The organism is Pyxidicoccus sp. MSG2 (assembly GCF_026626705.1).
In the GTDB taxonomy this organism is placed as follows: Bacteria; Myxococcota; Myxococcia; order Myxococcales; family Myxococcaceae; genus Myxococcus.
Map to the genome: position 1 here is coordinate 7,999,515 of NZ_JAPNKC010000001.1, position 26,038 is coordinate 8,025,552.

Here is a 26,038-nt window from a genome sequence, read left to right on the forward strand (position 1 = left end):
ACTCTTGCCTTCGAGAAGGGCGCCTGGGGTGCGTTCCGGACGGAGCTCTGGCCGACCTACGACCACCGCCCCAACTGGGAGCAGTCCCGGCTTCGTCGGGACGTGCCGCCCCTATGTCGGCTATCCGCCGTCGGCGCCCTCGGTGGTGCCCGAGGTGGCAGGGCGTGGTGGAGGGAACACCGGGGTGTAGCAGGCTCGCTTGTACACGTAGGACTCCTCGTCGCAGTCCTTCATGTCGGAGACCTTCAACTCCCTCCAGCAGCCGCCGTTGATGACGACCTGTCCCCGGGTGAAACAGCGGCCGTTGGCATCGGGCCGGGCCTGCCCTGGCAGGGGCCTGGGTGGCATGTCCAGGGTGATGGCCGACCACGCCGATGGTGCCCGGACCGGAGCCACGGGCGCCGTCAGCACCGAGTCCCCGACCGCCACGGTGCCGCCGTCCTTCGCATGCTCCTGCTGCGTCAGTGGCTCCGGCGTGGGCTCCGCGACCTGGCTCGCGTTCCTATTCAGGCCGACGGCCAATGCCAGGGAGGCTCCCAGGCTGGCCGCCGCGAACCACGGCCACCGCGCCACACGCGGTGGCGGGGCCACGACGCGCCGGGGGGGGGCTGGGATGACGCTCCGGGCACGGGGCGCTCCTTCCGTGAAGAGCGGTATGTCCAGTTCGGGCCTTGCCTTCCGTGCGTCGCGCTCCAGCGCTTCGGCCAGCTCGCGTGCGCTCCCACGCGGGCCGGGGTGGGGCGTGAGCATCCGGGCCACCAGCGCATCCAGCTCCGGAGCGCAGCGGATGTTGTGCGCCCTCGGGGAACGGTTGTGGACGTCCTCCAGGTGCCCGGCCAGTGGCTCCTCGACGGAGAGGGGATAGCGGGCGGTGAGCATCCGATAGGCGGTGACGCCCAATGCGAAGACGTCATCCGCGGGCCCGGGCGCATAGGGCTCTGACGGTGCCGGGCTCCCGAGGCGCACGGTGCGCCAGGCCTCTGGCGAGCGATAGGCCAGTGTGCCCGGAGGGAAGAACTGCGAGGTCAGCGTCGCGGCGACCACGTGGTGTCCCGAGCCGAAATCCATCAAGAAGGCCTGTCCATCCGGGTGGCGGACCAGGACGTTGTCTCCCTTCACGTCACGATGGACTCCCCTCGCGGCGTGCGTGGCCTCCAGGGCTCGTGCCAGACGCGCGAGCAGGTGGAGCACCTGCCGGGACGTGGGGCGCCGCACCCGCGCCCAGTCGTAGAGCGGGAGACCCTCGACGAAATCCATGGCGACATATGGGTAGCAGCGGGTGCCTTCGGGGTTCTGCCATTGCCCGTGGTCCCAGAGGCGTGGGACGGCCGGGTGCTGGACGCGGGTGAGCAGCTCGGCCTCCCTCGCGAAGCGCTCATCCCACGGGTGCAGGGCGAGCTTGAGAGCCACGATGAGCTGCGCGTCCTCCTCGCTCTCGGCGCGGTAGACGGCGCCATAGCCGCCGCGGCCTCGCGGCTCCACCACGCGCCAGGGTCCGACTCGCGTTCCCGGCGGAAGATAGGCCGGATGGAGGGTGCCCGTATTCATGAGGTGCCTCGCGAGGAATGCTTCCGTGCTCCCGGAGACTACTCGCGAAGTAGGTATGCGTCAGCGCAATCTGGCAGGTGGAGGGAGACACCTCCCGGAGCCAGGTTGCCCGTCCCGAGCTTCTCGTGCTGCCCGGCTTCTTGACGCCGCTGCGCGGCAACCGCCGACAAATACGCTTCCGCACGGGACGCCTGTATCCTCTGCGCCATTTCTCTTCGAGCCGCCAACCCAGGCTTCCCCGTGAAGGAGCGCTCCACTTGAACACCGCCACGACTTCCCAGCCGAAGGAGATAACCCTGCGCGGGGTGACCCTCGGCGTCCTCATCACGCTGGTGTTCACCGCGGCGCAGGTCTACCTGGGCCTGAAGGTCGGCCTCACCTTCGCGACCTCCATCCCCGCGGCGGTCATCTCGATGGCGCTCCTGAGCGCCTTCAAGAACGCCACCATCCAGGAGAACAACATCGTCCAGACGCTGGCCTCGGCGGCGGGCACGCTCGCTTCCGTCATCTTCGTCCTGCCCGGACTGTTGATGACCGGCTGGTGGACGGATGTGCCGTTCTGGCCGACGTTCGGCGCGTGTGCCATCGGCGGCGTGCTCGGCGTGATGTACACCGTGCCGCTGCGCCGCGCGCTGGTCTCCGGCTCCGACCTTCCGTATCCCGAGGGCGTGGCGGCCGCCGAGGTGCTCAAGGTCGGCACCTCCTCGCGCTCTGGCGCGGCCGAAGGCAAGGCCGGACTCATGTCCGTCATCTGGGGCAGCATTGCCTCGGCCCTGTTCGCGGCGGCCGCCGCCGCCAAATTGATGGCAGGTGAGGTGGCCGGGTATTTCAGGGCGGGCAGCGGTGCCACCGGCATCGGTGCCGCCAGCTCGCTGGCGCTCATCGGCGCGGGACACCTGATGGGCATCACGGTCGGCATCGCGATGCTGGCCGGCCTGGTGATTGCGTGGGGCATCCTGGTTCCGGTCCTCACGTCCATGACCCCGATGCCGGGCGCCACGGCGGCGGAGCACGCGCTGCGCGTCTGGGGCACCCAGGTGCGCATGCTCGGCGCCGGCGCCATCGGCGCGGCGGCCATCGTGACGCTGGCGGGTCTGGCGAAGCCGGTCATCGGGGGCCTGCGGTCCGCGCTGGAGGCGGCGCGGCGTGCCGGGACGCAGGGCCAGGCGCTCGAGCGCACGGAGCAGGACCTGCCCATCCGCACGGTGGGGTTGGTGACGCTGGTCTCCCTGGTGCCGGCCGGCTGGCTCCTGGCGAACTTCCTCCAGGGCACCGTCCTGGAGAGCCTGAGCGTGCCGCTGGTCGCCGTGGGCATCGGCTATGTCCTGCTCGCGGGCATCTGTGCCGCCGCCGTCTGCGGCTACATGGCCGGCCTCATCGGCTCGTCGAACTCGCCTGTCTCGGGCATTGCCATCCTCACCATCCTCGGCGCCGCGCTCAGCGTCGGTGTCGTCGGGCGGCAGGTCACCGGGCCCGACGTGGCCCCCGCGCTGGTGGCGTTCGCGCTGTTCGTCACCACGGTGGTGCTGGCCGTGGCGGTCATCGGCAATGACAACCTTCAGGACCTGAAGACCGGCCAGCTGGTGGACGCGACGCCCTGGAAGCAGCAGGTGGCCCTGCTCATCGGCGTGGTCGCGGGCTCGGCCGTGGTCCCTCCCGTGCTGGCCTTGCTGAACCGGGCCTACGGCTTCGCGGGCGCGCCCAACGCCAATGCCATCTCCGCGCAGCCGCTGGCGGCGCCGCAGGCGACCCTGATTTCAACCCTGGCCAAGGGCGTGATTGGCGGCGACCTGCGGTGGGACCTCGTGCTGTGGGGCGCCGCGCTCGGACTGACGCTGGTCGTCATCAACTTCGTGGTGAAGAAGGTCAGCAAGGACCGCTACAGCCTGCCGCCGCTGGGCGTGGGCCTCGCCATCTACCTGCCCAGCGCCGTCACGGCGCCGGTGGTCGTGGGCGCGCTGGCGGGCTGGGCCTTCGAGCGCGCGGCGAGCAAGCAGCTCTGGGGCGAGCCCGCCAAGCGCCTGGGCGTGCTCATCATGTCCGGCTTCATCGTGGGCGAGAGCCTGTTCAACGTCGCGCTGGCCGGGTTGATCGTCTCGACGGGCAGGGGCGAGCCGCTGGCCATCCCGAACGAGATGGGTGAGGTGACGACCATGGTCATCGCCCTGGTGCTCGGCATCATCGCGGTGGGCGGGCTGTACCGCTGGGCGGCGCGGACGGCGCTCCGCATCTCGACCTGAGCGCGGGCCCTGGGCTCATGAGCGGGAGCGCGTGGGGCGAGCTGGAGCACGCGCTGGTGACGTCCTGGAACGTGGACACGCTCGCGGTCTACGCGGACCACCTCCAGCAACGCGGGGACCCCCGGGGCGCGCTGATTGCCCTCGACCTGAGCCCCGCGCCCGAAGACACGGCCTGGAGGACGGAGCGCCAGTCGCTCCTCGTGGCCTGGCTCGGTGAGGAGCTCGCGGCCCGCGCGGGACACCTCGTGCAGCATGGGTTCCTCCATTCGCTTCGCGAGGACCGGTTCCATCCCCCGGGCGTGCTCGAGGGTCCGCTGGGTGGGTTCGTCCGGAGCTGCACCCTCCGAGGAGGCGAGCGGGACGTGGCGCGCCTCGCGAGCCGCCCGCGGCCCTGGCTCACCTCGTTGACCCTGGTGAACCTGTCCGACGCACCCGTCAGCGCCCTGGTGCGGGACGCGCTCGTCACCGCGGCCCCACACCTTCAAGAGCTCCAGCTCCTGGGGCGCCCCGCGTTCGACGCGTTCATGCACCCCGCTGTCCGCCGCGTCTACCAGGAGCGGCAGAGGGGGGCCCGCCCGTATCCGACCCTCACCGCTCCCGACGGCGTCGACGTGCGTGACCTCTCTCCCTCCCATGATGTCCGCGGGCCCTACGTCACGCGGGAAGAGGTGGACCTCGCGCTGGACGCGGTGGATGCGACGCCCGACCGCGGCCAGCTCCAGGCGCTGTATGGCGGTCTGTTCACCGACGGGGACTCGCTGCCGGCGCTGTTGCTGCGCCTGCGCGCGGCGGGGCTCGTCACCCTGGACGGCCCCATCGCCCGGCTGACGCGGGCGGGGCGCGTCCTGCGCGACAAGGAGCCCCATCGCCCGCCTCGCGTGCGCGCGAGGGAGGTGGATTCCTCCAAGTGGGTCCTCTGGGCGGAGACAACCCCGGTGAGGCAGTCGTACATGGTGGGGCTCCTCCGCCACCATGCGCGGCACCTCGAGCAATGTCTCGCGCTCACTCCGCTCAACGCGGACGTCCAGGAGGTGTTGGTGGCCTGGCGCCACTTCCTGACCGAGCTGCAGGCTGCCGACGACTCGGAGCGTCTGCGGTTCAACGACGAGGCTTCCCTCGCCCGCGCCGTGGAGACGCTGCTGGAGCTGTGGGATTTGCTGGGCCGGGAGCTGCGCTGGGAGGACAGGGGCCTCGGTGAGCTCAGGGACCTGGAGGCGGCACTTGGACCATCCTCCGCCGCCAGGGCCGTCCTCTTCCGGCTCGTGTGGGGCATGTGAGCCGCGCGGGTTGCTCGGCGCGCGCGCCCCTCTCGGCTCGGGGTGGGGCGTGAGCATCCGGACCACCAGCGCATCCAGCTCCGGAGCGCAGCGGACGTTATGCACCCTCGGGGACCGGCGGTGGGCGTCCTCCAGGTGCCCAGCCAGTGGCTCCTCGACTGAGAGGGGGTACCAGGTGGTGAGCAGCCGATAGGCGGCGACGCCCAATGCGAAGACGTCGTCCGCGGGCCCGGGCGCGTAGGGCTCTGACGGTGCCTCGCTCCCGAAGCGCCAGGCCTCCAGCGAGCGATAGGCCGGTGTGCCCGGTGGAAATATCTGCCACGTCAGCGTCGCGGCGACCACGTGGTGTCCCGAGCCGAAATCCATCAAGAAGGGCTGGCCGTCCGGGTGGCGGATGCGGGCAAGCAGCTCGGCTTCCCGCGCGAAGCGCTCATCCCACGGGTGCAGGGCGAGCTTGAGGGCCACGGTGACGTTCGCGTCCTCGTCGCGCACGGCGCGGTAGACGGCGCATAGGTGCCGCGGCCTCGCGGCTCCCCCACGCGCCAGGGTCCGACTCGTGTTCCCGGCGGCAGAAAGGCCGGATGGAGGTTGCCAGTCTCCATGAGGTGCCTCGCGAGGAGCTGCGCGGACTGCTCCGTGCTCCCGGAGACTCCTCGCGAAGTAGGGATGCGTCAGCGCAATCTGGCAGGTGGAGGGGACTCCTCCCGGGACCAGGTCGCCCGTCCCGGGCTTCCCATGGCTTCCCCGGCAACCGTCCGCCACGCGCACACGGGCGGGGATGGACGATGAGCCGATGACGCGGGATACGACCCGCGCGAGGGATGCGAGCCGGCAGAGAGCGAATGCCGGCTCACACCTCAACAAGGCACGTTAGACCCGCTCAGGGCCGGTACTTGCACTTCGCTCCGTCGCCGAAGACGTTGCTCCAGGGATACGCGCCGCGCGGCCCGCAAACGTTGTATTCGTCCAGAGAGGCGATGTGACCGGTCGACTGGACCTCGGTGAATGAGCTGCCCGCGCTGATCTGGAAATTCGCGCGGAAGCAGGCGTCCTTGGAGCCGTAGCCATCGTAGTTGGTGGACGCCAGGCAACCGTTGTTGCTGTTGTATTGAGCGACCCACCACTCGAGTCCGTCGACATCCGCGCAGCGCTTGAGATCGGCCACGTACCAGCCGATCCACTTGCTCCGCACGGGGTCCGAGTGGGAGCACGCGAGGGAGAGTCCCGTGGCGGCCTGGGTGCTGACGACCTTTCCGTCGCAGGTGCCGCTCACCCACAGCCACGTGCCATTGCTGCAGCGGAGCTGGGCCGTGCCGGTGCGCTCACTTCCTGCCGCCACGACGGAGGCGTTGGAGCCATCACTGGTCGCGAAGACAGTCCCGCTGCAGGAATAGGTCCCCACGGTGTTCGCATTGGAGTTCCAGGCCGACCACTGCTGCTGGCTCCAACTCGCGGTGCCGCTCGGGCAGGACAGGCCCGCCGCGTGAACGCCTTGCTCCGGCGATTGCCCGGAGTCTCCCGGTGCGTCAGCGGATGGCGAGAAGCCTTCGAACACGGCCTCGGATTCCGATGGCTCCGAAGCCTCACGGTTGGCGTCAGTCGCGCCCCCGCACCCTGCCAGGATCGTCCCGACCAGGGCCGCACTCCACACGCTACGACACACCCATGCACGAACTCGCATCATTCCCCTCCTGTGATTGTGAATGCCCGACGGGCCGTACTCGACGGAACCGGGCCCAGCCGCGCGCATCGGTTGCGCGGCGGGGCCCTGACCATCGGAAGGGATGAGCCGGCGAGGACGAAAGTGATGCACGGAATTCGCGAGGCGCTCGTCAGGCCTGATTCTTTATCGAGGTAAATCAGGCACTTCGAACGTCACGGTGCAGTGACTCCCGCAGCTGGGCCCGGGCGGGAAATTCGAGGCGGAGTCAGCGCGAATCGAAAAGAACAGGAGGGAGGGCAGGGGAGCCCTACCCTCCGTCCACGACTCAGCGCTTGAGGCCGCGCTTGATGTCCGCGCACAGCGCCTTCGCCGCGCCCGGCCCATCCGAGTGCGCCGCGCGCACCAGCGCGCTGCCCACCACCACGCCGTCCGAGTGTGCCGACAGCGTGCGCGCCTGCTCCGACGTGGAGATGCCGAAGCCCGCCACCACCGGCACTGGCGACGCCTTGCGCACCACGTCCAACCGCTGTGACAAGTCCGGCGGCAGCTCCGCCCGCATGCCCGTCACGCCCGACACGGACACGCAGTAGACGAAGCCCCGCGCGTCACGGGCAATCGCCTCGGCCCGGGCCTTCGGCGTGGTGGGCGCGCACAGCGGAATCAGGTCCACGCCCGCCGCGTCGAACGTGGCCCGCAGGCCCGCGCTCTCCTCGGGCGGCAGGTCGGGGAGAATCGCGCCCGACACGCCGCGCTCCCGCGCCAGCTTCGCGAAGCGCTCCTCGCCCATGGCCATGATGACGTTGACGTACGTCATGATGACCAGCGGCGTCTGCGGGCAGCGCTTGCGAACCTCGGGAACGACCTCCTCCAGCACGCGCTTCAGCGTGGAGCCCGCCTTCAGCGCCCGCTCGGACGCGGCCTGGATGACGGGACCGTCGGCAATCGGGTCGCTGAACGCCACCCCGATTTCCACGATGTCCGCGCCACCCTCCACCAGCGCGGCGAACACGTCCACCGAGCGCGCCAGGTCCGGGTCTCCCGCCATGGCGTACGCCACCAGGACGCCCTCACCCCGCGCCTTCGCCTTCGCGAAGGCCTGTGCAATCTCTCCGCTCACGACTTCACCCCCACCGGCGGCGGCACGCCCCGCGCGGAAATGGTCGCCACGTCCTTGTCCCCTCGGCCCGAGCAGTTGATGACCAGGTACCTGCCCTTGCCCAGGTCGCGCGCCAGCTCCCGGCCTCGCGCGAAGGCGTGCGAGGTCTCCAGCGCGGGGAGGATGCCCTCCGTGCGCGCCACCTCGTAGAAGGCCGCCAGGGCCTCGTCGTCCGTGGCGGTGCGCACCTCCATCCGCCCCGTCTTCGCCAGGTACGCCAGCTCCGGCCCCACGCCCGGGTAGTCCAGGCCGGCGGAGATGCTGTGCGCCTCCTGAATCTGTCCGTGCTCGTCCTGGAGCACCAGCGAGCGCGAGCCGTGCAGCACACCCTCCGTGCCCAGCGTCAGCGACGCGCCGTGCTGCCCGGACTCCAGTCCGTGCCCCGCCGCCTCCACGCCCACCAGCCGCACGTCCTTGTCACCGATGAACGGGTGCAGCACGCCAATCGCATTCGAGCCGCCGCCCACGCACGCGATGATGGCGTCCGGCAGCTTCCCGAAGGCCGCCTGCGCCTGCGTGCGCAGCTCCTTGCCGATGACCGACTGGAAGTCGCGCACCACCGTGGGGTAGGGGTGCGGCCCCGCCGCGCTGCCGATGACGTAGTGCGTGTCCGCCACCTGTGACACCCACGTACGCATGGCCTCGTTCATCGCGTCCTTCAGCGTGCGCGAGCCCGACTCCACCGGCTTTACCACCGCGCCCAGCGCGCGCATGCGGAAGACGTTGAGCGACTGGCGCTCCACGTCCAGCGCGCCCATGTACACCTCGCAGGGCAGGCCGAAGAGGGCGCACGCGGTGGCCGTGGCCACGCCGTGCTGGCCCGCGCCCGTCTCCGCGATGATGCGCTTCTTCCCCATGCGCTTGGCCAGCAGCACCTGGCCCACGGTGTTGTTGATTTTGTGCGCGCCCGTGTGCGCCAGGTCCTCGCGCTTGAGCCACACGTGCGCGCCGCCCCACGCCTCGGTGAGCCGCCGCGCGGGCGTCAGCACCGTGGGCCGGCCGACGAACTCCTTCAGCACCCGCGCGACTTCCTCACCAAAAGACGGGTCCGCGCTGGCCTTGGCGTAGGCCTCTTCCAGCTCCAGCAGCGCCGGCACCAGCGTCTCCGGCACGTAGCGCCCGCCGTAGCGCCCGAAGCGTCCGACGGTAGTCTCCGTGGTCATCTCTCACTCCCAGAGGTTGATGGACTTCGCGAGCCGCACGAAGGCGCGCACCGCGTCCAGGTCCTTGATGCCAGGGGCCGACTCCACCCCACTGGCCACATCCACTCCGTACGGCCGCGTCGCCCGCACTGCCTCGGCCACGTTGGACGGCTTCAGGCCTCCCGCCACCAGCACGGGCACGCCACTGCCCGACAATGAGGCCACCAGCGACCAGTCGAAGCCGACGCCCCCGCCGCCATACCCCGGAGCCGCCCCGTCCAGCAGCAGCCCCGCCACGTCACCCACGCCCACGTACTCCCGAGCCCGCGCCACGTCTTCCGGGCCGCGCACGCGCAGCGCCTTGATGACGGGCACGCCGTAGCCCAGGCAGGCCGCCGGTGGTTCGTCGCCGTGGAGCTGCACCGCCGTGAGGCCGCACTCGCGCACCTTCGCGCGGATTTCGTCGGCGGGCGCGTTGACGAACACGCCCACCACCGCGCCCAGCGGAGGCCGCGTGGCCGCCAGCAGCGTCGCCGTGGCGGTGTCCACGCAGCGGGGCGACTTCGCGTAGAAGTTGAGGCCGAGCGCGTCCACGCCCGCCTCCCACGCGGCCCGCGCGTCCTCCAGACGCGTGACGCCGCAGACCTTCACGCGGACGCTCATGCGGAGCCCTCCGTGCCGAGCAGCCGCCGCAGCGCCCTTCCAGGGTCCGCCTCGCGCAGCAGCGACTCGCCCACCAGCACCGAGTCCGCGCCCGCCTCGCGCGTCGCCAGCAGGTCCGCCAGCGACTTGAGCCCGCTCTCCGCCACCAGCGCCCGGGAACGGGAGCGCAGCCGCGGCATCACCCGCAGCGCCGTGCCCGTGTCCGTCTTCAGCGTGGCGAGGTTGCGGTTGTTGATGCCCACCAGCTCCGCGCCCGCGGCCAGTGCACGCTCGGCGTGCGCCTCCGTGTGCGCTTCCACCAGCGCGGCCACCCGTACCTCGCGCGCCGCGGCCAGCATCTCCCGCAGCTCGCCGTCCTCCAGCGCGTCCGCGATGAGCAGCACCGCGTCCGCGCCCCACAGCGCGCTCTCCTCCACCTCGCGCGCGGCCACCAGGAAGTCCTTGCGCAGCACCGGGACGGACACCGCCGCCCGCACCGCCACCAGGTCCTCCAGGCTCCCGCCGAAGTCCGGCCCGTCCGTCAGCACGCTGATGGCGCTGGCGCCCGCCGCCTCGTAGGCCCGGGCCACCGCCACCACGTCCGCGTGCGGAAACGCGCCGCCCGAGGGGCTCTTGCGCTTCACCTCCGCGATGACGCTCACCGGCCGCCCCGGCACCTTCGCCACCAGGGCCCCGGCGAAGTCGCGCGGCGCCGGACGCGGGCGCGGCGCCATCGGTGGACGCACGGCCAGCTCCCGACGCTTGCGCGCCATGATGAGGTCCAGCGTCCCGGAGGACGTCGGACCTTCCCGCTGTGCACCGCTCACGACGCGGCCCCGTGGATGAGCGCGTTCAGCTTGCGCATCGCCGCACCCGAGTCGATGGCGTGCTCCGCCTTCCGCACGCCCTCGAGCAGGTCCGTCACCAGGCCCACCACCACCAGCGCCGCCGCCGCGTTGAGCAGCACCGCCGTGCGCAGCCCGGAGCGCTCACCGTCCAGCAGCGAGCGCAGCCGCTGCGCATTCTCCTCCGCGTCGCCGCCGGCGATGGCCTCGCGGGGCACCACCTCCAACCCCGCGTCTTCGGGCCTCACGGTGAACGTCACCACGGTGCCGTCCTCGCGCAGTTCCGCCACCTGCGTGGGCGAACAGGGCGAGATTTCGTCCAGCCCGTCGTCGCCGTGCACCACCCACGCGCGGCGGCTGCCCAGGCGCCCCAGCACGCGCGCCGTCTGCTCCACGCGCCTGCCGTCGAAGGTGCCCAGGAGCTGATAGCGCGCGCCGGCCGGGTTGGTCAGCGGGCCCAGCAGGTTGAACACGCTGTGGAAGCCCAGGTCGCGCCGCGCCTGCGCCACGTGCTTGAGGGCACTGTGGTGCGAGGGCGCGAAGAGGAAGCCCACCCCGTGCTCGTCGATGTCCCTCGCCACGCGCTCGTGCGGGCGCTCCATGGAGACGCCCAGCGCCGCCAGCACGTCCGCGCTGCCGCAGCGGCTGGAGACGGCGCGGTTGCCGTGCTTGGCCACCGTCACCCCCGCCCCGGCGGCCACGAAGGCCACCGCGGTGGAGATGTTGAAGGTGTGCGCCCCATCACCCCCGGTACCGCAGGTGTCGAGCACCACCTCCGCTCTCGGAGCGAGCTTCGCCGCGCAGGCCCGCATGGCCTCCGCCGCGCCGAGGATTTCGTCCTCCGTCTCGCCCTTCATCTTGAGCGCCGTCGCGAGCGCGCCCACCTGGGCAGGCGACGCCTCTCCCGCGAGCATCAGGCCCATGACGCGGGCCATCTCCTCGCGGGTGAGGTCGCGCCGGCCTACCACCTTGCCCAGCGCATCCTTGAGCGTCATGGCCTATCCCAGTCTCACGACTTCGCGGCCCATCGCCTGGGCGATGGCGCGGACCTCGTTCATGGACTTCTCGAACTCGGAGAAGTCCAGCGACTGGGCGCCGTCCGACTTGGCGCGCGGCGGATCCGGGTGGACCTCGACGATGATGCCGTCCGCGCCCACCGCCGTCGCCGCGCGCATCATCGCCGGCACCGCCTTGCGCACGCCGATGCCGTGCGAGGGGTCCACGAAGACGGGCAGGTGCGAGAGCGCCTTGAGCATCGGCACCGCGTTGAGGTCCAGCGTGTTGCGCGTCATCGTCTCGAAGGTGCGGATGCCGCGCTCGCAGAGGATGACCTGGGTGTTGCCGCGGGCGACGATGTACTCGGCCGCCATCAGCAGTTCCTTGATGGTGGCGCTCATGCCACGCTTGAGCAGCACCGGCTTGCGGCGCTCGCCCACCGCCTCCAGGAGGCTGAAGTTCTGCATGTTGCGCGCGCCAATCTGGAGGATGTCCGTGTGCTCGGCGACCGCGTCCAGCGTGGCGGTGTCCTTCACCTCGGTGGTGACGAGCAGGCCCGTCTCCTTGCGCGCCTCGGCGAGCAGCGCGAGGCCGTCACCCTTGAGGCCCTGGAACTCGTAGGGGCTGGTGCGGGGCTTGAACGCGCCGCCGCGCAGCATGGTGGCGCCCGCCTTCTTCACCGCGTGGGCGGTGGAGAGAATCTGCTCGCGCGACTCCACGGAGCAGGGGCCGGCGATGACGTGGAACGCCGCGCCGCCGATGGTGAGCCCGCCGATGTCCAGCTGCGTGTTGTCCGGCTTCACCTCGCGGCTGACGAGCTTGAACGGCTGGGAGATGGCCACGGCATCCGCGACGCCAGGGAGGACGCGGAAGGGCTCCGGCTCGACGGCGCCCGGGTTGCCGGTGATGCCGATGGCAGTGCGGGTGCCCCCTGGAATCGCATGCGGTTGCCAGCCACGACGGCGGATCTCGTCGTTCACACGCTCGATGTCCTGGGCCGTCGCGTCGGGTCGCATCACGATCAACATGGGGGTTCCTGCTCTCTCTCCGAGTGAAGGTGCCGGTCGGAAACCGGCACCGGCTGTCCAGGCTAACGGGCAGCGGGACCATGTGAAGCCACAAGTGTCCGTTGCCCGCAACCGCCCGGGAGTCTCACTTGTGCCCGCGCTGGTTATCAAGCCAGGGTGAAGGGTTTGTGGCGTGGATGTGGGAGGGCTCGCGCGTGTCGAACCCGGACGTCATCGTGGTGGGAGCGGGACTGGCCGGGCTGGCATGCACCCGGGCGCTCGTCTCCGCCCGGCTGAAGGTGTTGCTGCTGGATGGTGGTGACGCACCGGGGGGCAGGGTCCGCACGGATGCCCTCGAGGGCTTCCTGATGGACAGAGGTTTCCAGGTGTACCTCACCGCCTACCCGGAGGGGCGGCAGGCGCTGGAGCACCGGACGCTCGCGCTGCGACGCTTCATCCCAGGTGCAAAGGTGTGGCGCGGCGGCAGGCTGCACACCGTGACGGACCCGTTGCGGAGGCCGGTGGAGGCGCTGTCTCACCTGTTCAGCGGGCCCGGCACCTTCGGGGACAAGCTGCGCGTGTTGGAACTGCGGCAGGCGGTGGTGTCCGGCGAGCTGCAGGACTTGTGGCAGCGGCCCCAGCGCTCTTCGCTGAAGTACCTGGAGGAGCTGGGCTTCACGGACGACATGCGCGAGGGCTTCCTCCGGCCGTTCTTCGCCGGCATCTTCCTGGAGCGCGAGCTGGCCACATCGAGCCGCTTCCTGGAGTTCGTCTTCCGCATGTTCTCCACCGGCGACACGGTGGTGCCGGAGCGGGGGATGGGCGCCATTCCCGAGCAGCTCGCCGCGCGGCTGCCCGCGGGCGTGCTGAGGCTGCGCGCGCCGGTGGCGGACGCGTGGGGCCACCGTGTGCGGCTGGTGGATGGTGAGACGATTCCCGCGAAGGCAGTGGTGGTGGCGGCGGACGCCGCGGGCGCGCTGTCGCTGCTGCCCGGCCTGCCTCCACACCCGACGAACCGCGTGACGTGTCTGTATTTCGCCGCGCCGGAGCCGCCGGTGCGGGGGCCGTGGCTGCTGCTCAACGGCGAGGGGCGCGGCGTGGTGAACAACGTGGCGGTGATGAGCGAGGTGTCACCGGCCTATGCGCCACCGGGACAGGCGCTCGTGTCCGTGTCGGTGCTCGACGGGAAGCTGGACGCGGAGGCCTTGCAGGTGCGCGTGCGGGAGGAGCTGACGGGCTGGTTCGGAAGTGCCGTGTCCGCGTGGCGGCACCTGCGCACGTATGTCATTCCCAATGCGCTGCCCTCGCAGCCTCCGGCCGCGCTGGAGCCGCCGCGTCGCACGGTGCGGCTGTCGCCGGGCCTCTATGTCTGCGGGGACCACCGGGACAACAGCTCCATCGACGGCGCGCTGGGCTCCGGCCGGCGCGCGGCGGAGGCGGTACTGGCGGACCTGGGGCGCTGATATGTCTGGCCCATGTCCCAGCTCATCCTCAAGCTTCGTGACTTGAACAGCGCCATGGTGATGGCGTGGCGCCGGGCGTTTCTCGGCTGTGAAGGCGTGGAGGTCTCCGGCGGCGACATCTTCGGCGAGCGCGCGGATGCCATTGTCAGCCCGGCGAACAGCTTCGGCTACATGGATGGCGGCATCGACCTGGTCTACAGCCGGTTCTTCGGCTGGGACCTCCAGACGCGGCTCCAGGAGCGGCTGCGCAACGAGTACCACGGTGAGCTGCCCGTGGGCTCGGCGCTCATCATCGAGACGCGCCACGCGGAGCTTCCGTGGCTGGTGAGTGCGCCCACGATGCGCATCCCCATGGCCGTGGCCGACACGGTGAACGCCTGGCTCGCCTTCCGGGCCACGCTGCGGGCGGTGCGGGCGCACAACGCGGCGCACCCTTCCAAGCCCATCCGCAGCCTGCTGTGCCCCGGCCTGTGCACCGCCGTGGGACGCATGCCGCCCGAGCGCGCCGCGCGGCAGATGCGGCTCGCGTGGGACGTCGTCATGCTGGGACAGCCCTGGCCGCCGCCCACGCCGGGGGCCACGCTCCAGGCGCACTTCGACCTCATTGACTGACGCGCCCTTTCGTCGCGTCGTGTCAATCCATGTCGGTTGATATGTAGATTGAAACCAGCATGTCGTTGCAATCCAGATGTCCTTGCAATCCAGAGTTCACTGGCGCCAGCATCGGCTCCCTTCACGCCTGTTCGCAGGGGGACGCATGGTTGAGAAGCGATTGCGCGGTGTCCTGGGCATTTCGTTGTTGTCTTTGATGACGGGGGCCTGCACGGAGGCCACGCCCTCGGAGAAACCCCGGGACGCGGTGGGGAAGACGTCCTCCACCGCCCGACTGGACGGACTCCAGGTGGTGGCGGCCGAGCCGGATGGCGTTCCCACCTTCATCAACGGCCCGCTGGGCGCCGTGCCCACCGAGACGGGCGCGGTCCACTCCATCCAGGCAGCGCAGTTGCGGCCGGTGCTGGAGGGCGCGGCCCCCTTGTTCCGGCTGAAGCCGGATGACCTGTATTTGAAGAAGGCCTACGTCGGCTTCGACGGGGATGCGCACTTCCGCTACGGCGTGCGGCGCAACGGCATCGACGTGCTGGGCGGCGAGCTGCGCCTGCACGCGCGAAACGGCGCGGTCTTCGCGGCGAACACCAACGCGCGCGGGGACCTGCTCGCGCCGGAGCGGGCCACCGTCGCTCCCGAGGCGGCCGTCACCGCGGCGAAGCTGGACCGGTCCTCTCCGCCGGGCGCCACCGCCACGGGCGAGCCCCGGCTCGTCTACTGGCGCGATGGCGACCAGCTCGTCCTGGCGTACGAGGTGCGCGTCCAGGGCACGGGGGCGGATGGCGCACCCCTGGACGACTCGGTCCTCGTCAACGCACGGAACGGCGACGTCTTCGAGCGCCTCCCGCACATCCACTCCGCGCTGTACCGCAGGGTCTACGACGGGGATGGCGGCCCGGGGCGCATCGAGGGCGATCCGCCCGTCGCCAACCCCCTGGTCAACATCGCCTATGACCACCTGGGCACTGTCTACCGTTGCTACAACGAGCTCTTCGGCCGCGACTCGTATGACAACGCGGGCGCGCACCTCATCAGCACCGTCTACCATCGCAACCACTACGTGAATATCTACTGGGACGGCACCCAGCTGGTGCTCGGCGATGGCGGCGGCGTGACTCCCGCCCACCTGGCCGGCGCCGTGGACGTGATGGCGCACGAGGTGACCCACGGCGTGACGGAGACCGAGTCGGACCTCCTCTACTCCGGAGAGTCCGGAGGCCTGAACGAGTCCATCTCCGACATCTTCGGCGCCGTCTGCGAGTGGCACAGCAAGGGCAAGGTCGTGGACGCCAACACCTGGCTCTTCGGCGAGGACGTCTGGACGCCCGACATCCCCGGGGACGCCATCCGTTACATGCACAACCCCAAGCTGGATGGGAACTCGCTGGATAACTACTTCGAATACCTCGCGGGCGCGGACGTGCACTTCAGCTCGGGCATCCCCAACCTGGCCTTCTACCTGCTGTCGCAGGGCGGCCTCCATCCGCGCATCCCCAACCAGTCACCCGTGACGGGCATCGGCATCGAGAAGGCCGCGCGCATCTTCTACAAGGCGAACGTGGACCTCCTGCTGCCATCCTCCAACTTCCAGGATGCGAAGAACGCCACGGAGCAGGCCGCGTTCCAGCTCGGCTACGACTCGGAGACCCTCACCTCGGTCACCCGGGCCTGGTGGGCCGTGAAGGTGGGCGTCCCCCACGTCCCACCGGACAGTGAGCTGGAGAAGGACGTCCCCGTCCAGCTCTCCGGTGCGCAGGGAAGGAAGTTCTGGTTCTTCACGGCAGTCCCCGAGGGCGTGAGGGACTTGAAGTACACCCTCACCGGCGGCACGGGTGACGCGGACCTGTACGTGCGGTTCAACACCGCCCCGACGACCACCCTCTATGACTGCCGCCCCTACAAGAGCGGCAACGAGGAGGAGTGCCTCTTCCCGGCGCCAGCCCAGGGCTCCTGGTGGGTGATGGTCAACGGCTTCAGCGCGTACGCCGACGTGACGCTGAAGGTGACGTGGAAGGGCGGCTACGTGCCACTCCAGCCCGGTGTGGAAGTCACGGGCCTGTCCGGCGCCGCGGGTTCGTCGCGGGTCTTCACCGTCCAGATTCCGGAGCGCGAGGACGGCGGCACCCGCAACATCCACGCCCGACTCCGGGGCTCGGGCAACGCGGACCTCTACGTGCAGCGCGCCGCCGCGCCGACTCCGAGCGCCTACGACTGCCGCGGCATCAAGGAGCACAGCACGGAGAACTGCGACCTGAACGGCGCCGAGCCGGGCAGGTACTACGTCGAGGTCTTCGGCGCGAAGGGCGGCTACTCGGACGGCTCACTCATCGTCACGTACGACTGAGCGGCCGCGCCGCGGGCCCGCCCCTGCCGTGAAGCGGGGCGGGCTCACGGCGTGCTTCAGGGAATCGGGGTGGCGACATGCCCCGGCGGGGGCGGCGCGCCGGGAGGCGGCATGGGCTCCACGCGCGCCATGCCCTGCATCCAGCCCGGCGCCCGGCCGTCGCCGTTGGCCGTCGCCAGCTTCAGCGCGAGCACCGAGCGGCCCTTCAGTGAGAGGTTGCGCTGCGCCACCAGCTCGCGCACCGGCACGTCCACCGTGCCCACCATCTCGTTGCCGCGCGGGTCGTCCATGTACACCTGGAAGGTGATGGGCGTCTCGTCGAAGGCGTTGCCCAGGATGACGAACTCGGAGTCGTAGCCCATGTAGATGCCGTTCTTCGGAGGCGTCGTCAGGCGCGTGCCGTCCGGCAGCAGCGCCTCGATGCGCAGGCGGGGCTGGTTCTCCTGGGGGATGGTCATCGCCAGCTCCATCACCACGTCCGACATGCCCCGGCGCTCGGCCAGCTGGGTCAGCTTCTGGGCGACGCGCGCGAAGAGCGGGCTGGCCATGCCCACCCAGGCATTGCCGTCCGGACGGGCGGGCACCACCAGCAGCGAGCGCAGCGCGACGCGGTAGGGCCGCGGCTCCGTCAGCTCCAGCTGACGCGAGGCATAGCCATCATCCTGGCCGGTGCGCACGGCGACGCGGTACGCGTCCGCGGCCCGGTTCCAGTCGCGGTTGCCGAGCTGCCGCTCGGCCTCGCCGAGGTTGCGCACGTACTCCTCCAGCGGAGCGGCCCGTCCACCCGGCCGCAGGCTCAGCGCCGCGTGGTAGCGCTCCTGCGCCATCGCCCAGTCATGGTTCACCCGCGCGTCGTCACCCTCGCGCGCCAGCCGCTCGTACTCCACGGTGACCCACTGCTCGTACTCGGCGGCGATGCCCTGCGCCCAGCCGGCCAGCGAGCCGTCCAGCCCGGCGACGAGCTGCGCCAGCTCGTTCGCCGCGATGAGGTTGCGCTCCTGGCGGTAGCCCTCCGCCCGGGCGCGACCGCCGGTGACGATGAGGCGCCGCACCTCTTCAGAGCGCGCCTTCACCTCCGGGGTCTGCGACAGCTGCGTGGCCCGCTGCATGTCGTTGGCGGCCTCCGGGAAGTGGCCGCTGCGCGCGTGCTCGGCCGCCCCGTCCAGCATTCCCATGGCCACGCGGTTCGCCGCGCGCATGCGGAAGGCGGCGATGTCCGCATTGCCGCCGTCGATGGAGAGCGCGAAGTCGGACTCGGCCAGGGCGCAGTTCCAGTCGTCCACCTGCGCGCACGTCTGCGCGCGCTTCTGGGTGTCCTGGAGCGCCTGCTCACGCGCCTGGTCATACTTCGCCTTCAGCTCCGCATTGTCCGGCTCATTCGCCAGTGCCTGGCGGTACGCCGTGTACGCGTTCTTCCAGTCACCCACGGCGGCCGCGCGGTCTCCCGCCTTCTCGGCACTCGCGCACGCGGCCAGCATGATGGCCGCCACCACTCCAAGCACTGCTCGCTTCATGTCAGGGAACCCCTCGTCCAGGTGGCCCCGAGGATAGCCGAAGGCCGCGTACATGGGCGCATAGGAGCCCGAGTCTGTGAATACCCAGGAGGGCCGGAGTGGGGCGGCATCGGCTCCGGGGACGGTCGGGGCCCCGCCTGCCTGCCCGGCGTGCACTCCGCCGTCCGAGCACGATGAGGCCCGCATTCCCCCGCCGCCCGCCTGCTCCCGCGGCCTTCCTTCCTACCGGGGACCGACGCAGACGGCCTCGCCAGCCGCTGACGGAGTCGCCAGATTCGAAGCGGAGGGGCGCCATGCAGGCCGACGCACGCGACGCACTGGAGCAGCGAATCCACCAGTACTGCGAGGAGGGCGACGTGGGGCGTGCCGTGGAGGAGGCCCTGTCCGGCTACGGGGCGGAGTTCATGCGGCTGCTGGTCTCCCTGCTCAACGACAAGGAGCGGGCGCGTGAGGCCTACGCCATCTTCAGCGAGGCGCTGTTGATGGACCTGCCGTCCTTCCGCTGGGAGAGCTCCTTCCGGACGTGGGCCCACCGCGTCGCCCGCAATGTCGCCTACCGGCTGGCCGCCGCACCCGCCGGCCGCGAGCTGCCCGTGAGCCACGGCGCGTTCGACCACCACGTCCACCATGAGTGGTCGCGCACACGCCCGTGGCTCCGCACCGACATCAAGGAGCGCATCCGCGCCCTGCGCTCCCAGTTGGAGCCCTTCGAGCAGACGCTGCTGGAGCTGCGCATCGACCAGCGGATGTCCTGGACGGACGTGGCGAAGCGGCTGGCGGACCCGGACGAGCCGATGACACCCGAGGTGCTCGCCCGCCGTGCCGCCGTGCTGCGCCAGCAGTTCCAGCGCATCAAGGCCCGGCTCCGGACCCTCGCGCGCGAGGCCGAGCTGCTCTCCCGCGAGTCCACTCCCGCCTGAGAACGCGTTCACATCCGAACCGACCTGACTCTCTCTTCCGTAGTGTGAATGACACGCGGAGATGGAATGGCTGGAGACTCGGGCTCGAGAACGGGATTGCCACCCAGTCTGCGCCCCTTCGCCCGGAGCACGCGCTTCCGGCTGCTGGGGCGCATGGGCGAGGGCGGCATGGGCACCGTCTACCGGGTGCATGACCGCGAGCTGCGGCGCGACGTGGCCCTCAAGGTGATGCGCCAGTCGGGGCCGTCGGCGCTCCTCGCCCTGAAGCGCGAGTTCCGCTCCCGCGCCGGGCTCAGCCATCCCCACCTCGTCCAGTTCCATGACCTCCTCGTCGGTGACGACTACTGCTGCTTCAGCATGGAGCTGGTCGAAGGCCGGGACTTCCTCGGCTGGGTCCGGCCCGAGCTGTCCCGTGCGCAGCGGCTGCCTCCCGTGTCACACGAGGCCGGCGTCGTGCTGTCGGAGGTCTCCCCCCTGCGGCCCGAGGCCGCGCCGCGCCTGCGCGAAGCGCTCGTGCAGCTCGTCCGTGGCCTGCAGGCGCTCCATGCGTCCGGGCTCGTCCACCGCGACATCAAGCCGGCCAACGTGCTCGTCTCGCCCGAGGGCCGCGTCGTCATCGTCGACTTCGGCCTGGCCATGGAGCTGCTGGCGGGGCCGCTGGCGCGAGTCGGCTCCTCCGCCGCGGGAACGCTGCCGTACATGGCCCCCGAGCAGCTCCAGGGTGGGCCGCTCACCCCGGCCTCGGACCTGTATGCCGTGGGGCTCGTGCTGTACGAGGCGCTCACCGGCGTCCGCCCCTTCCGCAACGAGACGGCCTACTTCCTGACGGGAGACACGAGGCTGCTCCTCGAGCGCAGGCGCGCCGAGCCGCCGCCCGACCCCCGCCATCTCGCCCCCGGCATCCCGGACGACCTGGCGGAGCTGGCGATGGCGCTGCTGTCCCTCTCGCCCGGCGCGCGGCCGGACGCGGGTGCGCTCCTGGCCCGGCTGTCGAGGGAGCTGCTCCCCGGGGACGCGCGGCCCTGGGACGGAGACGCCCTCTTCGGACCTCCGAAGGCGTCCTTCGTGGGCAGGGCCGCCGAGCTGGCCGTCCTGGACGACGCGCTCCGGGCCGTCACGCGCCGGGGCCAGCAGCTCACCGTGCACGTGCGCGGCCCCTCCGGCATCGGCAAGTCCACGCTGGTGCGGGAGTTCCTCCGGCGCCAGGGCACGCCGCTCGTCCTCAAGGGGCGCTGCCATCCGCGCGAGGTCGTCGCCTACCTGTCGCTGGACCCCATCATCGACGCGCTGGCGTCGCACCTCTCCACGCTCCAGGGCGAGGCCGTGGAGGCACTCGTCCCGGAGCACGCACACGCCCTGGTGCGCCTGTTTCCCGTGCTGGGACGGGTGCCCGCGCTGCGCAGTGCCCCGGTGCCCGACTCGCTCCCCGCGGACTTCGAGCTGAGCCGCCTGGGCGCCGAGGCGCTGAGGGAGCTGCTCACCCGCCTGGCACGCACCGTTCCGCTGGTGGTGTGGATTGATGACGCGCACTGGGGAGACGCCGACTCGGCGCGGCTGCTGGAGCAGTTGCTGCGAGAGCCCGCGCCGCCCCCGTTCCTCCTCGTGCTCACCCACCGCGATGGGGCCGACGGTGTCCCGACCGCGTCGGTCGGCGCGAGCCTGCCGGCGTCCCGCGTCCGCGACGTGCCCCTGGGACCGCTGACGACGGGTGAGGCGAAGGTGCTCGCGCGGCAGTTGCTGCATGGCACGCACGTGAACGCGGAGACCCTCTGTTCCCTGGCGGGGCAGGCCGGAGGCAGCCCGTTCGTCGTGGGCGAGGTGGCCCGGTATCTCACGACCGCCGTCAGCCGGGGCGCGGCGCTCGACGTCACCGCGCCGCTCGACATCCAGCGCGTGCTGGCCGAGCGGCTCCGCGCGCTTCCGCCCCCGCAGCGGGCCCTGGTGGAGGTGGCCTCCGTGGCCTGCGTGCCCGTGCCGCGTGACGTGCTGCTGTCCGGAGCGGGGATGGACGCGGGGGGCCGCCCGCTGCTCTCCGCGCTCTGTGATGCGTCGCTGCTGCGGCTGGGCGGCGGTGAGCACGCGGCGACCGTGACGACGTACCACGACCGCACCCGCGAGGCGGCGCTCGCCCTCCTGGGCGCCGCGGCGCGCGCGCGGCGTCACCTGGGGTTGGCCGAGGCGCTGGAGCAGTCCGGCTCCGACGACTGGGAATTGCTGATGTCCCAGTGGGAGGGCGCGGGCGAGCAGAAACGCGCGGGCGACTGCGCGGTGCGTGCCGCCGACCGTGCCGCCCATGCCCTGGCCTTCGAGCATGCCGCGCGGTTCTACGCGCGGGCCCTCACGCTGCTGGGCGCGGAGGCGGACCGGCCGACCCTCCTGGAGCGACAGGCAGACGCGCTCGCCAACCTGGGACGGAGGGCGGACGCGGCGGCGCGCTACCTGGAGGCCGCGGTCGCGCTCGGGGGGGCGGACGCCGAGCGGGTGCGCACCCTGAAGCGCCACGCGGCCGAGCAGTCCATCCAGTGCGGCCGCGTGGATGAGGGCTGGCGGCTGCTGCTCAACGTCCTCGCGGAGCTGGGGGGGCCCGTGCCCCACGGCCGGAAGCACGCGCTGCTGTCGGCCACGTGGCAGCGGCTCCGCTTCCTCCAGACGCACCGGGAGCCGGAGGCCCGCGCCGTCGACCAGGTGCCCGCCGGGGAGCGGCCCGTGCTGGACGCCCTGTGGACGGCGGCGTGCAGCTTCGCGCAGGTGGACCACGTGCTCGCGGATGCGTTCCGCATGCGGTACCTGCGGCGCGTCCTGGAGGTGGGGGACGCCTCCGCCGTGTGCCGGGCGCTGGCCTGCGAAGCCGCCATGGAGGCGCACCTCAAGGGAGGGTGGATGGACCGCCACTGCCGCAAGCTCATGGCCCAGGCGGAGCGGCTGGCGCGCTGGACGGGGCGCGCCTGCGACGAGGGCTGGACGTTGCTGGCCCGTGCCGTCCACGCCTTCACCCAGGGCCGGTGGCTGGACGCGGTGTCCACGTGCGAGCGGGGAGAGACGCTCCTGCGCGAGCGGTGCACCGGCGTCACGTGGGAGCTGGACATGTTCGCGGCCTACCACCACGGCGCATTGGCCATGCGCGGCGAGCTGGCGCTGCTCGCCGCGCGGCTGGAGTGGTGGCTGTCGGAGTCCACGCGGCGCGGCGACATCTTCGGCATCATCGAGAGCTGCCTGGGCGACTGCGTCCTGCCGTGGCTCGCGCGGGGCGAGGGCGGGCGGGCCTGGGCGCTCGCGCGGGAGGCGCTGGACTGCCTGGAGAGGGGCTTCGCGCCCACGACGGCCGAGGCAGGCGCGTACCGCGTGGGGCACTCCCACCGCGTGAGCTACTGCCTCCTGTTGGCCCACGTCCATACCGCGCTGTACGCGGGTGAGCCCTGGGCGGCGTGGCGGGAGGTGCAGTCGCGCTGGGACGGCCTGTTCCGCGCCACGCCGCCGCTGCGCTTCTACGACTCGCACGTGCGGCACACGCGGGCCCGCGCCGCGCTCGCGGCGGCCGAGCAGCTGGACGCGCGGCAGGCTCCTCCGACGGAAGTGGAGGCTCGCTGGACGCGGCGCGCGTTGCTGGCGGACGCAAGCGACCAGGCCCGCCGCATCGGCGGGGACTCGCTGGCGATGGGGAAGCCCCTGGCCGCGCTGGTGCGCGCGGGCGTGGCCCGGCTCGAAGGCGACGCGGACGCGGCGCGGACGCTGCTGGTCCAGGCCCTGGAGGGCTTCAGTGCGGCGGACATGGCGCTCCACCGGGAGGCCGCGCGGTATGCCCTGGGCGCGCTCCAGGGCGGGCCGGAGGGCGCGCTCTACCAGCAGCAGGCGGAGGCGTGGATGCGCGAGCAGGGCGCGGTGGACCCGCGCGCGCTGGCCGCCACGCTGGTGCCCGGCCTGGGGCTCCGGCCCCTCTGAGCGGGGCTCAAGGCGGGGGCGGCGTGGGGGGATTCGACAGCGTGCCCAGGGCCTCGCGCACCCGCTCCAGGAAGGTCTTCAGGGCCTCCATGCCGCCACCCGGAGGCTGGAAGGACGACAGGAGCGGCAGGGCCAGGGGCTCCAGGCGCAGCACGTCCCAGACGTGTGGCAGGCCGGCGGCGAAGAGCTTCGCATCCAGCTCGCGCAGCGGCTCCAACTCCGGCAGCTCGTACTTCTCCGGGTCCCAGATGCGGCAGTACTCGCCCACCGGCGTCACCCGGAACTCGGGCGAGCCGGTCAGGGTGCCCTGGCCGCCGTACTCGGGCACGGTGGGGACCGACGCGGGTCCGGCCAGGTCCCGGGCCCGCGCCTCCGCCTCCACGGAGTGCGTGAAGGTCAGGTAGTGGTCGAGGATGGCATTGACGGCGTGGCGCGCGGACTCGTTCGCCGACTCCATGGTGGTCATCCGGGTGAACGTCTTGAGGTACGTCCCGGCGAAGACGAGCTTGTCCCAGTGGACTTGATAGCCACCGTGCGGCGGCTGCCACAGTCCCTGGGGGAGGCGCAGCTCCAGCACTGTCTCGGGCTGGAGTGGGTCCCAGGGCTCGGTGCCGGGCCGGCGCTCCCAGTCGCCCATGATGGGGATGAGGTAGGGCGCCTGGTTGTCCACGGGGCGCTCCTTCCCCGTGGCCTCGTCAATCCCGAAGCGGATGTATCGGTCCAGGTGGTACCAGGACGGCTCCGGCAGCATGAACCCGAACTGACGGACCTGGGGCAGCGGCGCCTGGTGCTGCTCGGTGGCCTGGCGAATCTGCCGCCAGACCTCCTGGGCAATCTCGTAGCGCGAGCAGTCCGAGGGACTCTTCATCCCCGGCTCGGTCACGTACCAGTTGCCGATGTCCACGCTGAGCACCGCGGCGAAGCCGTCCTGTTCGAGCGCCGGAGGCGTGGACCAGTACTGCTGGCTGCTGATGGCGGACAGGCCCCACGGTGCATCCAGGAAGTAGAGGTAGCCCTCGGCGAGCCGGACGTTGGAGGGGAAGAAGAACTGGATGCCGGTGAGCGTCTGGAAGCGGTCCCAGGGGACGCTCCCGGGGAGGACACCGGGAGTGCGCGGCTGCTCGGGCTCGGAGCCGCGCGGGTTGGGCGGAATCAGCGACGTGAAGCCGCGCAGTCCTTCGACGACGCCGAGCGGCGGCAGTCCCCGCGTCACCTGCTCCGCGGCCACCGCGTCGGTGGCCACGACGTAGTAGTCCACCGGCTCGTCGACGCCGAACCTGCCGGGCCCGAAGGAGTCCTCCTCCTCCTCCGGGCGGTTTCCTTGACGCGTCCAGGCCACGAGGCGGTCGTCTTCACGGAGCTCGAGCCGCGACAGCCTTGCTTCGCGGAACTCGACTCCGAGGGACTCCTCCAGGTAGCGGCGCCAGGGACGGAACCAGGCGGACGTGGTGGGCCCGTTGAGGGTGCCGTCCGTCTTGGGCAGCGGCAGCACGTTGTTGAGGTAGAGCTGCGCGAGCGTGTTGCCATTGGTGCGCGCATCGCCCCACGTGCCATCGAACGCGGCGAGCACGCGCGGGGCGAACTGCATGTCGTGCTTGAAGGCGGCGCTATACGTGTAGCGGCGCACGCCCGTCTCCGGCTCGAACCCCTCCAGGTACTCCCACCAGGAGACCTTCTCGTAGTCGGCCTTCCTGCGCTCGGAGCAGGTGCTCATGTACCGCCAGATGCGCAGGGTGAACTGGACCATGTCCGAGAGGGGGTAGCCGGAGGACACGAGGTCCTTGAGGTCCTGGAGCATCTCCACGGGGCGGGTGGACGGCGCGCGGCGCAGGAAGCGGATGCGGCGGCCCTTGGCGGCGATGCCGTAGAAGCTGGAGGGAATGAGGTTGTCGAAGACGCGGCGGCCGGTGGGCCGGTTGTCCTCGTCGAGGATGGGGGTCTCCACCATGGTGGAGAAGAGGTGGCGGTAATACGAGGGGAAGAAGCGGAAGCCGTGCTCGCCGGGCAGGTAGTGCACCACCTCCAGCAGCAGCTCGTCCTTGTCCTGCAGCGGCGGGAGGGGCGCTCCCAGCTCCCGCGCGAGCAGCTCCTCCTCCTCGCCCATGATGACGACGCGCTCCCGCGAGAGGTGGGGCGAGGGCCGCTCATCCGAGGTGGTGGCATTGTGGAGGAACTCCTGCACCGCGAGCGCCCTGTTGATGCGCTCGGCATAGCGCCGCCAGTCCGGCGAGCCGAAGTCCCCGTAGCCCGGCGTCATCGGGACGCGGATCTGGAGGGTGCCGGGCGAAGGGCCGTTGAAGAAGCCGCGCCACACGACGAACTCCTTCACACTGAGCGGGTTCTCGATTTCCCCCTCGTCGGGTGTGGTGCCCGGGGTGAAGGCATAGCGGAGCTGGTACCGGGGATTGAAGGTGAAGGCCCCCTCGCGGGGGAAGTTCCCCAGGGCGCCCTTGGTCGCGCGCACGAGCTGGGAGCGGGCCAGGCCTCCCACCGCTGGTCCGCTCGCGCGCCGCCCCCGCTCGTCGTACTCGCGCGCGGGCTCGTAGACGCGGACGCGGAAGCCCCGGCGGGCGAGCTCATGCGCGGCAGTCAACCCGGCGATGCCCGCGCCGTAGATGTGGACGCGCCCGGGGCTCTCGAGTCCGACGGGCGAGGCAACGGGGTCCTGGTCCTCTGTCTCCTCGGCCATGCGGCGCTCCTTCCCCGTCAGACGATGTTCACCCTCACCTCCAGGGG

18 protein-coding genes are annotated in these 26,038 nt (G+C 71.3%); 8 read left to right on the plus strand and 10 right to left on the minus strand.

The features are described from left to right. Nucleotides 1-120: 120 nt before the first annotated feature. Entirely contained in the window at nucleotides 121-1,548 is a 1,428-nt protein-coding gene (locus OV427_RS31425; protein ID WP_267859890.1) for a serine/threonine protein kinase, read from the minus strand. A 257-nt stretch (nucleotides 1,549-1,805) separates the two neighbouring features. Between OV427_RS31425 and OV427_RS31430 the strand changes: the two genes are divergently transcribed. From OV427_RS31430 to OV427_RS31440, 3 genes are all read left to right on the plus strand, one after another. Further along, entirely contained in the window at nucleotides 1,806-3,788 is a 1,983-nt protein-coding gene (locus OV427_RS31430; protein WP_267859891.1) for an OPT family oligopeptide transporter, read from the plus strand. A gap of 17 nt (nucleotides 3,789-3,805) precedes the next feature. Beyond that, nucleotides 3,806-5,065 (plus strand): hypothetical protein, encoded by a 1,260-nt coding sequence (locus OV427_RS31435; protein WP_267859892.1) that lies wholly within the window; start codon nucleotides 3,806-3,808, stop codon nucleotides 5,063-5,065. A gap of 345 nt (nucleotides 5,066-5,410) precedes the next feature. After that, nucleotides 5,411-5,578 (plus strand): hypothetical protein, encoded by a 168-nt coding sequence (locus OV427_RS31440; protein WP_267859893.1) that lies wholly within the window; start codon nucleotides 5,411-5,413, stop codon nucleotides 5,576-5,578. 367 nt (nucleotides 5,579-5,945) lie between these two features. On the opposite strand, the gene OV427_RS31445 is transcribed toward OV427_RS31440, so the two are convergent. The 7 genes from OV427_RS31445 to aroF all read right to left on the minus strand — a co-directional run bounded on the left by OV427_RS31445 (nucleotide 5,946) and on the right by aroF (nucleotide 12,537). Next, nucleotides 5,946-6,467 (minus strand): hypothetical protein, encoded by a 522-nt coding sequence (locus OV427_RS31445; protein WP_267859894.1) that lies wholly within the window; start codon nucleotides 6,465-6,467, stop codon nucleotides 5,946-5,948. Between the two features lie 586 nt (nucleotides 6,468-7,053). Next, nucleotides 7,054-7,845 (minus strand): tryptophan synthase subunit alpha, encoded by a 792-nt coding sequence (gene trpA, locus OV427_RS31450; RefSeq protein WP_267859895.1) that lies wholly within the window; start codon nucleotides 7,843-7,845, stop codon nucleotides 7,054-7,056. Continuing rightward, entirely contained in the window at nucleotides 7,842-9,047 is a 1,206-nt protein-coding gene (gene trpB / locus OV427_RS31455) for a tryptophan synthase subunit beta (RefSeq protein ID WP_267859896.1), read from the minus strand. The genes trpA and trpB overlap by 4 nt, the downstream gene beginning before the upstream one ends. A 3-nt stretch (nucleotides 9,048-9,050) precedes the next feature. Then, the gene (locus tag OV427_RS31460) at nucleotides 9,051-9,689 is read right to left on the minus strand and encodes a phosphoribosylanthranilate isomerase (protein WP_267859897.1); all 639 of its coding nucleotides are present in this window, start codon (nucleotides 9,687-9,689) and stop codon (nucleotides 9,051-9,053) included. Further along, nucleotides 9,686-10,441 carry an indole-3-glycerol phosphate synthase TrpC gene (locus OV427_RS31465; RefSeq protein ID WP_267859898.1) on the minus strand — a complete coding sequence of 252 codons (756 nt, stop codon included), beginning with the start codon at nucleotides 10,439-10,441 and terminating at the stop codon, nucleotides 9,686-9,688. Before OV427_RS31465 ends, OV427_RS31460 begins: the two co-directional genes overlap by 4 nt. A gap of 50 nt (nucleotides 10,442-10,491) precedes the next feature. Then, nucleotides 10,492-11,508 carry an anthranilate phosphoribosyltransferase gene (gene trpD, locus OV427_RS31470; protein WP_267859899.1) on the minus strand — a complete coding sequence of 339 codons (1,017 nt, stop codon included), beginning with the start codon at nucleotides 11,506-11,508 and terminating at the stop codon, nucleotides 10,492-10,494. A 3-nt stretch (nucleotides 11,509-11,511) separates the two neighbouring features. Beyond that, complete coding sequence (aroF, locus tag OV427_RS31475; protein WP_267859900.1) at nucleotides 11,512-12,537, minus strand: 3-deoxy-7-phosphoheptulonate synthase; 1,026 nt, start codon at nucleotides 12,535-12,537, stop codon at nucleotides 11,512-11,514. Nucleotides 12,538-12,731: 194 nt separating this feature from the next. Between aroF and OV427_RS31480 the strand changes: the two genes are divergently transcribed. The 3 genes from OV427_RS31480 (at nucleotide 12,732) to OV427_RS31490 (ending at nucleotide 16,929) form a co-directional block, all read left to right on the plus strand. Continuing rightward, nucleotides 12,732-13,979 carry an NAD(P)/FAD-dependent oxidoreductase gene (locus tag OV427_RS31480; RefSeq protein ID WP_267859901.1) on the plus strand — a complete coding sequence of 416 codons (1,248 nt, stop codon included), beginning with the start codon at nucleotides 12,732-12,734 and terminating at the stop codon, nucleotides 13,977-13,979. Between the two features lie 12 nt (nucleotides 13,980-13,991). Continuing rightward, nucleotides 13,992-14,591, plus strand: a complete 600-nt coding sequence (locus OV427_RS31485) for a macro domain-containing protein (RefSeq protein ID WP_267859902.1) — start codon at nucleotides 13,992-13,994, stop codon at nucleotides 14,589-14,591. A 145-nt stretch (nucleotides 14,592-14,736) separates the two neighbouring features. Further along, nucleotides 14,737-16,929 (plus strand): M4 family metallopeptidase, encoded by a 2,193-nt coding sequence (locus tag OV427_RS31490; protein WP_267859903.1) that lies wholly within the window; start codon nucleotides 14,737-14,739, stop codon nucleotides 16,927-16,929. A 56-nt stretch (nucleotides 16,930-16,985) separates the two neighbouring features. On the opposite strand, the gene OV427_RS31495 is transcribed toward OV427_RS31490, so the two are convergent. Beyond that, the gene (locus OV427_RS31495) at nucleotides 16,986-18,443 is read right to left on the minus strand and encodes a hypothetical protein (RefSeq protein ID WP_267859904.1); all 1,458 of its coding nucleotides are present in this window, start codon (nucleotides 18,441-18,443) and stop codon (nucleotides 16,986-16,988) included. Nucleotides 18,444-18,736: 293 nt separating this feature from the next. Between OV427_RS31495 and OV427_RS31500 the strand changes: the two genes are divergently transcribed. Continuing rightward, nucleotides 18,737-19,363 (plus strand): RNA polymerase sigma factor, encoded by a 627-nt coding sequence (locus OV427_RS31500; RefSeq protein WP_267859905.1) that lies wholly within the window; start codon nucleotides 18,737-18,739, stop codon nucleotides 19,361-19,363. A gap of 96 nt (nucleotides 19,364-19,459) precedes the next feature. Beyond that, complete coding sequence (locus OV427_RS31505) at nucleotides 19,460-23,302, plus strand: serine/threonine-protein kinase PknK (RefSeq protein WP_267859906.1); 3,843 nt, start codon at nucleotides 19,460-19,462, stop codon at nucleotides 23,300-23,302. Nucleotides 23,303-23,309: 7 nt separating this feature from the next. On the opposite strand, the gene OV427_RS31510 is transcribed toward OV427_RS31505, so the two are convergent. Continuing rightward, on the minus strand, nucleotides 23,310-25,991 hold the full coding sequence (locus OV427_RS31510; protein ID WP_267859907.1) for an NAD(P)-binding protein: 2,682 nt from the start codon (nucleotides 25,989-25,991) through the stop codon (nucleotides 23,310-23,312). Nucleotides 25,992-26,038: the final 47 nt, after the last annotated feature.